Source organism: Ochrobactrum sp. C6C9, from assembly GCF_022627935.1.
Lineage (GTDB): Bacteria > Pseudomonadota > Alphaproteobacteria > Rhizobiales > Rhizobiaceae > Brucella > Brucella teleogrylli.
Genome location: NZ_JABXGB010000001.1, coordinates 13282 through 25856 on the forward strand (window position 1 = coordinate 13282; position 12575 = coordinate 25856).

The window sequence follows — 12575 nt, forward strand, 5'->3', positions numbered from 1 at the left end:
CCCCCTAATTGCTGCCTATTCATCGCTGGAAGCCATCGCGAAGCGCCCTATATCCGTGACGGACAATCACCGAGAGGAGCTTCCCCATGGAAAGAAAAGCAATAGCAGTCTGGCAAGGCACGCTGAAGGAAGGCAAAGGCACGCTCAACACCCAGAGCGGCGCACTGAAAGACCTTCCCTATGATTTTAAAGCTCGCTTCGAGGATGAAAGCGGGCGCGCTGGCACCAATCCGGAAGAGCTTCTCGGTGCGGCGCATGCGGGCTGCTTCGCCATGCAGCTTTCCGCCCTTTTGACGCAGAACGGCACCCCGCCGGAAAAACTGGAAGCAACGGCAGCCGTCAACATCGGCCAAGCTTCGGGCGGCGGTTTTGAAATCACCCGCAGCGCGCTGACCCTCAATGCCAAGATTCCCGGCATTTCGGCTGAGGCCTTTGCCGATCTTGCCAAGAAGGCTAAGGAATCCTGCCCGCTTTCGAAGGCGCTTGGCGCAATCGAAGTGACGCTGGACGCAAAACTGGTCTGAGACCACGAAAGGCGGGGTTACAGATCCCGCCTTTTATTCCGGCAGGTGGCAGACGGCCTCTATATTGTGCCCGTCCGGGTCGATCACGAAAGCAGCGTAATAATCGGGATGGTAACCTTCGCGGATGCCCGGCTTTCCATTGTCGCTGCCGCCAGCCGCGATGGCCGCTTCATAGAAACGATCCACTTCCGAGCGCGTGCCCGCCGAAAAGGCGACATGCAGAACCCCTTCCAGTTTGGCGCCCTTCTGCTTGCCAATCCAGAATTCCGGCTTACCGTTGCGCCCATATCCGACCCAGTCGCCGAATTCCATGGCGCGGGTAATGCCCAGAGGGGCAAGCGCCTCATCATAGAATTTGCGCGACTTGGGCATGCTGGAAATGTTGAAGCCAATATGGTCGAGCATGATTGCCCATTCTCCGTGCTGCCTTGTTATCTCAAGACATATCGGCGGCAACGTAAAGGTCAAGACCATACAATCAATGAGTGCATGATCTGCTGCCGGATCGTGCAAAGAACAAAGGGGAAGGCAACAGCCTTCCCCTTCTCAGTTTCCTGATCGGTCACGCGATTACACGCGGCGCTCGACCATCATCTTTTTAATCTCGGCAATCGCCTTGGCCGGGTTCAATCCCTTCGGGCAGGTCTGCGCGCAGTTCATGATCGTGTGGCAGCGATATAGGCGGAACGGATCTTCGAGATTGTCGAGACGTTCGCCCTTGGCTTCGTCGCGGCTGTCGATCAACCAGCGATAGGCCTGCAGCAGCACAGCCGGTCCGAGATAACGGTCGCCGTTCCACCAGTAGCTTGGGCACGAGGTCGAGCAGCAGGCGCACAGAATGCACTCATAAAGACCGTCGAGCTTCTGGCGGTCGTCATGGCTCTGCAACCATTCCTTCTGTGGCTCCGGCGAAACCGTCTTGAGCCAGGGCTCGATCGAACGGTGCTGGGCGTAGAAGTTGTTGAGGTCGGGCACGAGATCCTTCACCACCGGCATATGCGGCAGCGGGTAAACCTTGATGGCGCCCTTGATATCGTCCATGCCCTTGGTGCAGGCCAGCGTATTGGCGCCGTCGATGTTCATCGCGCAGGAACCGCAAATGCCTTCACGGCACGAGCGGCGCAGCGTCAGCGTCGGATCGATCTTGTTCTTGATATAGAGCAGACCGTCCAGAACCATCGGGCCGCAATCATCGCGATCGACATAATAGGTGTCGATGCTCGGATTGGCGTCGTCGTCCGGCGACCAGCGATAAATACGGAATTCCGTGACGCGCTTGGCGCCATCAGGACGGGGCCAGGTCTTGCCCTCCTGCATGCGGGAATTCTTGGGAAGTGCGAGTTCAACCATTGCTCTTTCCCTTAATCAGTAAACGCGCTTCTTCGGCGCAATCTTGGCGAGGCTGATGCCACCTTCTTCTTCCGTCGTGAGCGGATCGAGATGAACGGCGCGATAACCGAGCGTCACCTTGCCGTCCGGCGACAGCCAGGACAGGGTGTGCTTGCGCCATTCGGCATCGTTACGGTCCGGGAAATCCTCATGCGCATGCGCGCCGCGGCTTTCATGACGCGCTTCCGCCGAAACAACGGTCGTCAACGCATTGGCCATCAGGTTTTCCAGCTCCAGCGTCTCGACGAGATCGGAGTTCCAGATCATTGAGCGGTCGGAAACCTTGATATCCGGCAGTTCCTGCCAGATCTTTTCCATGCGTTCGCAACCCTGCTTGAGCGATTCCGACGTGCGGAACACGGCGGCGTCTTCCTGCATGGTGCGCTGCATCTTCTCGCGCAGCTCTGCCGTCGGCGTGGAGCCATTGGCGTAACGCAGGCGATGGAAACGATCCATGATCTTTTCGACAGCGGCTTCGTTGATATCCGGGATCTTCGCGGCGCGGTCGATGACTTCGCCAGCGCGGATCGCAGCCGCACGACCGAACACCACAAGGTCGATCAGCGAGTTGGAGCCGAGACGGTTTGCACCGTGCACCGAAGCGCAGCCCGCTTCGCCGACAGCCATCAGGCCCGGCTGTACGCGATCCGGGTGTTCCGGCGTCGGGTTCAGCACTTCGCCCCAGTAATTGGTCGGAATGCCGCCCATATTGTAGTGAACGGTCGGCAGAACCGGGATCGGTTCCTTGGTCACGTCCACGCCCGCGAAAATCTTGGCCGACTCGGAGATGCCCGGCAGGCGTTCATGCAGAACGGCGGGATCGAGATGGTCGAGATGCAGGAAGATGTGGTCCTTGGCCTTACCTACGCCACGACCGGCGCGGATTTCCATGGTCATGCAGCGCGACACCACGTCGCGCGAGGCAAGATCCTTGGCCGATGGCGCATAACGCTCCATGAAGCGCTCGCCTTCGGAATTGACCAGATAGCCGCCTTCACCGCGTGCGCCTTCGGTGATGAGGCAGCCTGCGCCGTAAATGCCGGTCGGATGGAACTGAACGAATTCCATGTCCTGAAGCGGCAGACCAGCGCGCGCAGCCATGCCGCCGCCGTCGCCGGTGCAGGTATGGGCCGAGGTAGCCGAGAAATAGGCGCGACCGTAACCACCGGTCGCCAGAACCACCATCTTGGCGGAGAAGCGATGGATGGTGCCGTCATCGAGGTTCCACGCCACCACGCCGGTGCAGACACCGTCGGTCATGATCAGGTCGAGCGCGAAATATTCGATGAAGAACTGCGCGTTGTTCTTCAGGCTCTGGCCGTAAAGCGTGTGCAGGATGGCGTGGCCGGTACGGTCGGCAGCAGCGCAGGTGCGCTGAACCGGAGGACCGTCACCGAAATTCTGCATGTGACCGCCGAACGGACGCTGGTAGATCTTGCCTTCTTCCGTGCGCGAGAACGGCACACCGTAGTGCTCGAGCTCGTAGACGGCGGCAGGCGCTTCACGCGCCAGATATTCCATCGCGTCGGTGTCGCCGAGCCAGTCCGATCCCTTGACGGTATCGTACATGTGCCACTGCCAGCTGTCCGGGCCCATGTTCTTCAACGAGGCGGCAATGCCGCCCTGTGCCGCGACCGTATGCGAACGGGTCGGGAAAACCTTCGTGATACAGGCGGTCTTGAGCCCCTGCTCGGCCATGCCGAGCGTGGCGCGCAGACCAGCGCCGCCAGCGCCGACCACGACAACGTCGAATTTGTGATCGACAAACTTGTAGGACTTTTCGCCCGCAGCCGGAGCTGCATTCTTTTCTGCACTAGCCATCGGGCTATCAACCTCCGAAGCTGAGCTTGAGGATCGCGAAAACGCAGGCAAAACCGACCACCGCCGCAAAGAAGGTGTTCAGCATCACCAGCACGACCTTCATGCCTTCGCCATGCACATAATCTTCGATAATAACCTGCATGCCCAGACGCATGTGATAAACGCCGGTCAGAACGAACAGCGCCATGACAATGGCGGTAATGGGATGCGAGAGAGCAGCCCGGACTTCCGCAAAGCTTGCGCCATTGAGCGAAATCACCAGACCGAGGAAAAAGAGAACCAGCGGCACCAGGGCCACTGCCGTCACGCGCTGATACCAGAAATGGCTGGTGCCTTCCTTGGCAGAACCAAGACCGCGAACCTTGCCGAGAGGCGTGCGCATATCATTATTCGAACCGCTCATGGGATCAGCCTCCTAGCGCACCGAGTAAGCGACGACCCAGACGAGGATCGTGGCGATGACCGAGAAGACGACCGTAGCCCAGGCGATCTTGGAAGCGGTATGCTTTTCAAGACCTGCGCCGGTATCCCAGATGAAGTGACGAACGCCGCCCGCCAGATGGTGCAGCAGCGCCCAGGTATAGCCGAACAGCACAAGCTGGCCGATCCAGGAGCCGAACACGGCGTTGACGGCATTGAAGCACTCTTCGCCGACGGCTGCGGAAATAAGCCAGGCTGCAAGCAGCAGGGTGCCGAAATAGAGAGCGCCGCCCGTGATACGATGCACGATGGACATCGTCATCGTGATGACCGGCTTATAGACGGACAGGTGCGGCGACAAAGGACGCTGACGCGTTACGGTCGGTTGTGTCATGGTTCTCGTTGGCCTCTCGTGGGGCTTCCCTGACGTTTCTCCCCCGGAATGCCCACCGATAATGATCGATCTGGCGCACCGGATGGCGGGTTTTTCTAAAAACCCAGTTTTGAAGTCGCGCTCTACGCAATGAACCGGAACTTTCGATCCCGCGCCGGTGCGACCTGAAAATATGGCGAGACCGTGGAATACGGCCTTATGTGCCGCTTTCTACTGCTCTTTTACCACCACGTCAAAGAAGCTTTTTCACGAAAAGACTAACAATTGGTCGCACCTTTGCGACACTTTCACGTGAATGCGGCCTTCAATCGTTTGAAGGCCGCAATTTAAAAAACATGTGTAATTTCATCAACTTTAGCAAAAGCACATCAGGCGCCGAATCGAATCACATAGCTCGACCAGTCGGCTGCCGTCGCGACCTGCTCATAGAGCTTGCGTCCGTCTTCCGGCACACGCGGCGCGTTGAGCACCAGCTTGGACCAACTGCGCTCTTCCGCCTTGTCGGCCAGCAGGTCGATGAGCGCCTTGGCGATGCCTTTGCCGCGATGATCGTGATGCACATAGATATGATCCACCTGCCCTGCGCGCAGACCCGATACCGGCTCCGGCAGATCGTAGAAAATCACGAAGCCGACAAGATTGCCGTCCACGCGCGCGCCTAGAATTTCAGTGGCACGGTCCTGCAGAAGATGCTCGGCATAATAATCGTCGGGGCGGCGCGGTGCGCCACGCTTCAGCGCCTGCGCATAGCTGGCAAGCAGCGGCGCGAATTCGTGAGCATCACGAAGATGGAGCAGCGCGATATCGACGGCATGATCTTTGGTCATTGAACATTCCTTGGCCTTCGGGGCGGTTCAAGTCGTCCTTGCTCACAACGCCGCGAAGCAGTTGCGACCAAAGACTTATCCGATTGTAGCCAGCACGGATGACAAAGGTAAAGAAAGAGTTAAGATGGTGCGGAAACTCTTTTTGCGTCAGACGGCGAAGGCGAAACGGCACCATGGCAAACAGAAACAGGATCGCGTTGCTGGCGTCATGTACACTGGCTTTTGGTGGCTTGGTCGCGACAGCCTCTGCCGAGACCACCTTGCGCTATGCCGACGCGTCTGGAAACCTCGTCATGCAGAAGGCTGACGGCGGCGCTAAGATCATCCGGGTCGGTGCAGCGCATAAAGACCCGACATTGCAGATGCCGCGCAAGGTGCACGGCACGACAACAATAACCGCGTCGCAGGACAAGGCTGTGTCCTATATCGTCAGCCCTCCGAACAGCAGTTGCGAAAGCGCCATCGTCCTGCGCGGACGCTCTTTCATGTATGGGCTGGACAGCGGCGAAACCCCGGTTCTGGATCATCCGGGCTGTTGAGGCCGATTATCCGCGTGTGCGGGCTGAGCCTGACGGACGAAACTCCACGACATTCTCATCAGAGATAATGGGCGAGGCTGCGCGGACGCAATTGCGACCGCCCTTCTTCGCCTCATAAAGAGCACCGTCAGCTCGCTTGTAGAGGTCGGAAAACATGTCGTCGAATTCCATTTCGGCAACGCCGAAGCTGGCTGTGAAATCGATATCGCCATGATTGCTCGGTATCTGGATCGTGCCGCAGGCCAGACGCATACCGTCGGCACAGCGAGACGCCGACTGAATGGTGTTGCCGGGCAGCAGGACCGCAAATTCCTCGCCGCCCATACGCGCCGCAAATCCGCCTCGGGCAACGGCAGTCTTGCGCAATTCGGCAGCAAAGGCTGCAATGACACGGTCGCCCAGCGCGTGACCGTAATTGTCATTTATCAATTTGAAATAGTCGATATCGCAAACCACCAGCGACAGGGCCTGTCGAGACCGCTTCGATTTTTCGATGGCCGCCTCTGCCCGCAACGCAAAGCCGCGGCGATTGAGCAGCGCCGAAAGCTCGTCCGTTTCGGAACGAATGGTCATGTCCGAAAGCAGTTCCCGCATCAGGCTCAATAGCAATAGAAGTCCCGCCGCGACCGACAGGCCGGCCCCGATCGACTGGGCAAAAAGCGCATAGGCCGTATTCACATAATCGTTCGGCTCAGCCCCCGCGCCGCCCGACACATTGGCAAGCACCGGCTTCATGAGAAAATGCACAGCACTGAAGGCAAAAAGCACGGCCATCAGCATATCGACAGCCCCGCGTCTGCTGGAGCGCAGGATGATCCAGACGGCGAGCGCCAATGTCAGAAAATAAGGCGTCTGGTAGAGGAACATACCGGGCAAGGTGCTGCGCGCGATGCCGTATATGGCATGGATCATCACCAGCGAAACAAACGCCAGCGCGCCAAGCGTCTTCCACGGCACGGGCGAAGAATACATCCGCGCCAGACCAATGACGAGACAAGCCAGTGTCATCAGATAGGTTGCAAATGCGAGCATATAGCCGATGCGCGGGCTCGGCATGGACGGCATCGCCAGCTCACTGAGGAAATAGAGCATCGCAAAGACGAAGCCCGTCGCGAAGACGCGCGCCGCGGCATTGCCTTTCGCATAAACGGCAATGCCGAAAAACGCGAAGGCAAACAGACCGGATACGGTCATGTTGATGATGAGAATGAAATCGGCCCCGCCCATGAATGCCTATTCCGCCTGCTTTGGTTCGTAGCGGCTTCTCTAAAGTAGGCGCTAATCTAGCAGCACTTACTTATACATGGAATATGCGAGGAAACCGTGAAGAAGCGGATAAGAGCAAAGCTTTTTTCTTACCCATGGCGGCGCATAAAAGAAAAGCCGCCGGATCGCTCCGGCGGCTTGTTCTATTCAGTGTTGTCTGGACACGTTAGTTCCAGTCGCGAATGTCCACGAAGTGACCGGCAATGGCAGCTGCGGCGGCCATGGCAGGCGACACGAGATGGGTGCGGCCCTTGAAGCCCTGACGGCCTTCGAAGTTGCGGTTCGAGGTCGAAGCGCAACGTTCACCCGGCTTCAGACGGTCGTCATTCATGGCGAGGCACATCGAGCATCCCGGCTCGCGCCAGTCGAACCCGGCTTCGATGAAGATCTTGTCGAGGCCTTCGGCTTCCGCCTGTTCCTTCACGAGACCCGAGCCAGGCACGATCATGGCATTGACGCCATCGGCAACCTTCTTGCCAGCGGCCATGCGGGCTGCGTCGCGCAGATCCTCGATACGGCCATTGGTGCAGGAACCGATGAAGACGCGGTCGATCTTGATGTCGGTCATCTTGGTGCCCGGCTTCAGACCCATATAGTCCAGTGCACGCCACTTGGATGCACGCTTGGTTTCATCCTTGATATCATCCGGATTCGGCACGATGTCGGTGACGAAAACAACGTCTTCCGGCGAAGAGCCCCAGGAAACGACCGGCGAAATCTTGGCCGCATCCAGCTCGACGATCTTGTCGAAATGCGCGCCTTCATCCGAATGCAGCGTCTTCCAGTAGCCGATAGCCTGTTCCAGCGCTTCGCCCTTCGGCGCGCGCGGCTTGTCCCGCACATAGGCGAAGGTCGTTTCGTCCGGTGCGATGAGACCAGCGCGTGCGCCGCCTTCAATCGACATGTTGCAGACGGTCATGCGACCTTCCATCGACAGCGAGCGAATGGCGCTGCCTGCATATTCGATCACGTAACCGGTGCCGCCTGCGGTGCCGATTTCGCCGATGATGGCGAGCGTAATGTCCTTGGCGGTCACGCCCGGAGCCAGTTCGCCCTCAACACGCACCAGCATGTTCTTGGCTTTCTTCTGGATCAGCGTCTGGGTCGCGAGCACATGCTCGACTTCCGACGTACCGATACCATGCGCCAGCGAACCGAAAGCACCGTGGGTCGAGGTGTGGCTGTCGCCGCAAACAATCGTCATGCCCGGCAGGGTAAAGCCCTGCTCCGGTCCGACGATGTGCACGACGCCCTGGCGACGATCACGCTCGGAATAATATTCGACGTTGAAATCCGCGGCATTCTTGGCGAGAGCTTCAACCTGAATGCGGCTTTCTTCGTTCTTGATGCCGTTGACGCGATCTTTCGAGGTCGGCACGTTGTGATCGACCACAGCCAGCGTCTTCTCGGGATGGCGCACCTGACGGCCAGCCATGCGCAGGCCTTCGAAAGCCTGCGGGCTCGTCACTTCGTGCACAAGATGGCGATCAATATAAAGGAGGCAGGTCCCGTCTTCCTGCTGATCCACTACATGGTCGTCCCAGATCTTGTCATAAAGTGTACGCGGCGCGCTCATTGCGAGAGTTCCTTTGAACGGTTCTTAATTGGGCCTGTCATATGCACCTGCTGTTGCGTTTCGTCAAGAAACTGAAACAGCAACAGGGTGTCGCAGTAACAATCTTGCGCAAAGCGGGCAGAATTATGCCTGATATTATGCGTCGTAATGCGTTTGGCAAATAAAAAAGGCGGCCACAGGCCGCCTTTTTCAAAGATCTCTGGCTGAAACTTATTCAGCAGCGGTCTTGGCAGCTTCGGCAGCGGCGGCAGCCTTGTCGGCTTCGCGCTCGGCCTTGGTGCGGTTGTCTTTCTTTTCAGAAATACGGGCAGCCTTACCGGTGAGGCCACGCAGGTAGTAAAGCTTGGCGCGACGGACCTTACCGCGGCGAACCAGCTCAACGCCTTCAACGATCGGCGAGTAAACCGGGAATACGCGCTCTACGCCTTCGCCATACGAAATCTTGCGGACGGTGAAGTTTTCGTTGAGGCCTGCGCCCGAACGAGCGATGCAGACGCCTTCATAGGCCTGTACGCGGGTACGCGTACCTTCGGTCACGCGAACCTGAACGCGAACCGTGTCGCCCGGCTGGAAATCTGGAAGCTTGCGCTTTTCTTCGATCTTTGCTGCCTGTTCGGCTTCAAGCTGACGAATAATATCGGTCATCGTCTGACTCCTTCTATGTTCTTCTCAAACAGTCAGAGCGCTCTGCACTTGCCGCCAAGCAATCCTTGGCCTTGCGGCTATGCCCTCGATATCAGGCAGGAGCGGTACACCATTTATTGGTTTACGGACGTCCCGGGCTATGCCCGAACGAGCCATCGCAATGTCGGATTTTTCCGAACAGACGCGCCAATACAGCATCGCGAGGGTTTTGTCACGCCCTGTCAGAATTTTTAATAGCCAGCCGCAATGGTCTATGTCAGAAATATTGCAAAAAATGACGGCTGCGCATGCAAGCAATCGAATAAAGCATAAAGCTAAAATGGGGACAATATGACAAGCAAACAACCGTCACCCTCATTGTATAATGAGGATCTGGCGCCGGCTGTTGAGCGCAAATGGGGCGCCTTCAGTATTTTCAACGTCTGGACATCGGACGTCCATAGTCTGTGGGGCTACTATCTTGCCGCAAGTCTTTTCCTGCTTTGCGGCAGTTTTCTGAACTTTATCATTGCCATCGGTCTCGGCTCTCTGGTCATCTTCTTCCTGATGAGCCTCGTCGGCAATGCGGGCGTACGGACCGGCGTGCCTTTTCCGGTGCTGGCCCGCGCCTCCTTCGGCACATTCGGCGCGAATTTCCCAGCCCTCGTGCGCGGCGTCGTCGCCTGCTTCTGGTATGGCGCGCAGACGGCGGCAGCTTCCGGCGCCCTTGTTGCGCTGCTGATCCGCAATGACAGCATGCTGGCTTTTCACCAGAACAGCCATTTGCTCGGTCATTCGACCCTTGAAGTCATCTGCTACGTGCTCGTCTGGGCGGCGCAGCTCTTGATCATCCAGCGCGGGATGGAAACGGTGCGCCGTTTTCAGGATTGGGCCGGCCCGGCAGTCTGGATCATGATGCTCATTCTCGCCATCTATCTGGTCATCAAGGCAGGCACATTCTCCTTCGGCAGCGAAATCCCGCGCGATGTTCTGCTGGAGAAGACAAGAGATGCAGGCGTATCCGGCGAACCGGGTTCCATCCCGGCGCTGGCGGCGGTTGCCGCCACCTGGATCACCTATTTCGCAGCGCTTTATCTCAATTTCTGCGACTTCTCGCGCTATGCCAAGGATGAGGCGGCACTGCGGCGCGGCAATCTCTGGGGCCTGCCGGTCAATCTTCTGGCCTTCTGCCTCGTGGCCGGTGTCACGACCACAGCCGCCTTCACGGTCTATGGCGAAGTGCTGCTGCATCCCGACCAGATTTCAGCCAAGTTCGACAGTTGGTTCCTGGCATTGCTGGCCGCGCTGACATTCACCGTCGCAACGCTCGGCATTAATGTGGTGGCAAACTTCGTTTCCGCCGCCTTTGATTTCTCGAACACATTTCCGCAGAAGGTTTCCTTCAAGCGCGGCGGTTTTATCGCGGCGCTGATCGCGCTGATCCTCTATCCGTTCGCACCATGGGAAACCGGCGCTGCGCATTTCGTCAATTTCCTCGGCTCCACCATGGGGCCGATCTTTGGGATCATGATGGTCGATTATTATCTGCTGCGTCGCGGACAGCTGAATGTCGCCGATCTCTATCAGGAAAATGGCGAGTTCCGCTTCCAGAACGGCTGGCACGTCAAGGCTTTCATCGCCTTTGCCATTGGCGCGCTGTTCTCGTCGGTCCTGCCGATAGCCACCAATCTTCTGCCGAACTGGTGGGGAACCTATGGCTGGTTCTTCGGGGTCGGCATTGGCGGCGGGGTCTATTACCTGCTTCGCAAGCCGGAAGCTGCCCTTCGCGCATCCGCAAAGCAACATGCCTGAAACAGAAATGCCCGGTGAAAACCGGGCATTTTTCTGCGGGACGATACTTTTCAAGCGCTCGATCAGCTTTTGCGCTTCGTCTCCTGATAGACATCCCAGAGATCGGGACGACGCTCCCGGGTAATCCGCTCGGCCTCAGCATGCCGCCATTTGTCGATGGCGCCATGATTGCCGGATGTCAGCACATCGGGAATGGAACGCTCCTCCCAAACCTGTGGGCGCGTATAATGCGGATGTTCGAGCAACCCGGTCTCGAAACTCTCCGTTTCGCCCGATTGCTGATTGCCCATCACGCCGGGCAACAGGCGCACCACAGCATCCAGCAACACGATGGCCGCCGTCTCGCCGCCCGAAAGTATATAGTCGCCGATCGACACTTCCTCGAGATGGCGCGCTTCGATCACACGTTCATCCACGCCCTCAAAGCGACCGCACAAAATGATCGCGCCCGGACCGGCTGCAAGCTCGCGCACGCGCTTTTGCGTCAGCGGCGCACCGCGCGGCGTCATCAGCAGCATTGGGCGATCATCGGCAACGGAATCGAGCGCCCGCGCAATCACATCAGGCTTCATCACCATGCCCGCGCCGCCACCGGACGGCGTGTCATCGACCATGCGATGCCTGCCTTCGGCAAAGTCGCGAATCTGCACCGTATCAAGCTGCCATTTCGCCTCGGCCAGCGCCTTGCCCGCCAGGGAAACGCCAAGCGGCCCCGGAAACATTTCCGGATAAAGCGTCAGGACCGAAGCATGGAAAAGTTCGCCCGTCATGACTTCTTCGGTCGCTTCTTGGGCTGATTGCCGCCCTTCAGCGGATTGTCGTCTTCATCGGCGATCAGGCCCGCCGCGAAAGGCTCCACCAGAATGGTGCCTTTTTCGAAATCAATCTCCGGCACAGCCGCTTCGGTAAACGGAATGAGCATCGGGCGCTTGCCCTTCTCGCTCAACTCAATGATGTCGCCGCCGCCGAAATCGAACACCGCGCTGACAATGCCATAGCTTTTGCCGTCGGCATCGATGGCCGCGAGGCCGATCAGGTCGGTCTGGAAGAACTCGTCATCGTCCAGATCGTCGTCCGGCAATTGCGAACGGTCGATGTAGAGCGCCGTGCCGTTGAGCGCCTCGGCGGCATTGCGGTCATTGACGCCCTTGAGGCGCACGATCACCACCGTCTTGGCGGCCCGCGCTTCAAGAATTTCGTAGCCCTTGCCCTGCTCATCATAGAGCAGGCCATAATCGCCGATGGACAGCGGGTCTTCGGTGAATGTCTTGATCCGGACTTCGCCGCGAATGCCATGGGCGGCACCGACGATGGCAAGCTGGATCGGATTTTCTGGACGTGGCATGGTTGCCCCTGATCTGGATTCGGGCGCATCGTCCCGAC

14 protein-coding genes are annotated in these 12575 nt (G+C 58.3%); 3 read left to right on the plus strand and 11 right to left on the minus strand.

All coding sequences use genetic code 11. The features are described 5' to 3' along the window. Positions 1 to 86 precede the first annotated feature (86 nt). Positions 87 to 524: an OsmC family protein gene (locus HWD97_RS00055; protein ID WP_109369948.1), complete on the plus strand. Its 438-nt coding sequence runs from the start codon at positions 87 to 89 to the stop codon at positions 522 to 524. A gap of 33 nt (positions 525 to 557) precedes the next feature. On the opposite strand, the gene HWD97_RS00060 is transcribed toward HWD97_RS00055, so the two are convergent. From HWD97_RS00060 to HWD97_RS00085, 6 genes are all read right to left on the minus strand, one after another. Next, positions 558 to 929 carry a VOC family protein gene (locus tag HWD97_RS00060; protein ID WP_109369949.1) on the minus strand — a complete coding sequence of 124 codons (372 nt, stop codon included), beginning with the start codon at positions 927 to 929 and terminating at the stop codon, positions 558 to 560. A 165-nt stretch (positions 930 to 1094) separates the two neighbouring features. Continuing rightward, positions 1095 to 1874, minus strand: coding sequence for a succinate dehydrogenase iron-sulfur subunit (locus HWD97_RS00065; RefSeq protein ID WP_109369950.1), 780 nt, complete (start codon positions 1872 to 1874; stop codon positions 1095 to 1097). Between the two features lie 15 nt (positions 1875 to 1889). Further along, a complete protein-coding gene (gene sdhA / locus HWD97_RS00070) occupies positions 1890 to 3734 on the minus strand; it encodes a succinate dehydrogenase flavoprotein subunit (RefSeq protein ID WP_371834566.1) in 1845 nt (614 codons plus the stop codon). A 7-nt stretch (positions 3735 to 3741) separates the two neighbouring features. Continuing rightward, a complete protein-coding gene (gene sdhD, locus HWD97_RS00075; RefSeq protein ID WP_109369952.1) occupies positions 3742 to 4137 on the minus strand; it encodes a succinate dehydrogenase, hydrophobic membrane anchor protein in 396 nt (131 codons plus the stop codon). Between the two features lie 12 nt (positions 4138 to 4149). Further along, a complete protein-coding gene (gene sdhC, locus HWD97_RS00080; RefSeq protein WP_078337554.1) occupies positions 4150 to 4548 on the minus strand; it encodes a succinate dehydrogenase, cytochrome b556 subunit in 399 nt (132 codons plus the stop codon). A 368-nt stretch (positions 4549 to 4916) separates the two neighbouring features. Then, on the minus strand, positions 4917 to 5375 hold the full coding sequence (locus tag HWD97_RS00085) for a GNAT family N-acetyltransferase (RefSeq protein ID WP_109369953.1): 459 nt from the start codon (positions 5373 to 5375) through the stop codon (positions 4917 to 4919). Positions 5376 to 5548: 173 nt separating this feature from the next. Here HWD97_RS00085 and HWD97_RS00090 point away from each other — a divergent pair, with 173 nt between their 5' ends. Continuing rightward, the gene (locus HWD97_RS00090) at positions 5549 to 5914 is read left to right on the plus strand and encodes a hypothetical protein (protein ID WP_124915129.1); all 366 of its coding nucleotides are present in this window, start codon (positions 5549 to 5551) and stop codon (positions 5912 to 5914) included. A gap of 6 nt (positions 5915 to 5920) precedes the next feature. Here the strand turns inward: HWD97_RS00090 and HWD97_RS00095 are convergent, their stop codons facing one another. The 3 genes from HWD97_RS00095 to rplS form a co-directional block, all read right to left on the minus strand. After that, complete coding sequence (locus HWD97_RS00095; RefSeq protein WP_109369956.1) at positions 5921 to 7141, minus strand: diguanylate cyclase; 1221 nt, start codon at positions 7139 to 7141, stop codon at positions 5921 to 5923. A gap of 205 nt (positions 7142 to 7346) precedes the next feature. After that, complete coding sequence (leuC, locus tag HWD97_RS00100) at positions 7347 to 8756, minus strand: 3-isopropylmalate dehydratase large subunit (protein ID WP_109369957.1); 1410 nt, start codon at positions 8754 to 8756, stop codon at positions 7347 to 7349. Positions 8757 to 8966: 210 nt separating this feature from the next. After that, positions 8967 to 9401, minus strand: coding sequence for a 50S ribosomal protein L19 (gene rplS / locus HWD97_RS00105; RefSeq protein WP_109369958.1), 435 nt, complete (start codon positions 9399 to 9401; stop codon positions 8967 to 8969). Between the two features lie 330 nt (positions 9402 to 9731). Here rplS and HWD97_RS00110 point away from each other — a divergent pair, with 330 nt between their 5' ends. After that, a complete protein-coding gene (locus tag HWD97_RS00110) occupies positions 9732 to 11192 on the plus strand; it encodes an NCS1 family nucleobase:cation symporter-1 (protein WP_109369959.1) in 1461 nt (486 codons plus the stop codon). A 62-nt stretch (positions 11193 to 11254) separates the two neighbouring features. Here HWD97_RS00110 and trmD read toward each other — a convergent pair whose 3' ends face one another. After that, positions 11255 to 11962 (minus strand): tRNA (guanosine(37)-N1)-methyltransferase TrmD, encoded by a 708-nt coding sequence (gene trmD / locus HWD97_RS00115; RefSeq protein WP_109369960.1) that lies wholly within the window; start codon positions 11960 to 11962, stop codon positions 11255 to 11257. Further along, complete coding sequence (gene rimM / locus HWD97_RS00120; RefSeq protein WP_109370331.1) at positions 11959 to 12537, minus strand: ribosome maturation factor RimM; 579 nt, start codon at positions 12535 to 12537, stop codon at positions 11959 to 11961. Before rimM ends, trmD begins: the two co-directional genes overlap by 4 nt. Positions 12538 to 12575: the final 38 nt, after the last annotated feature.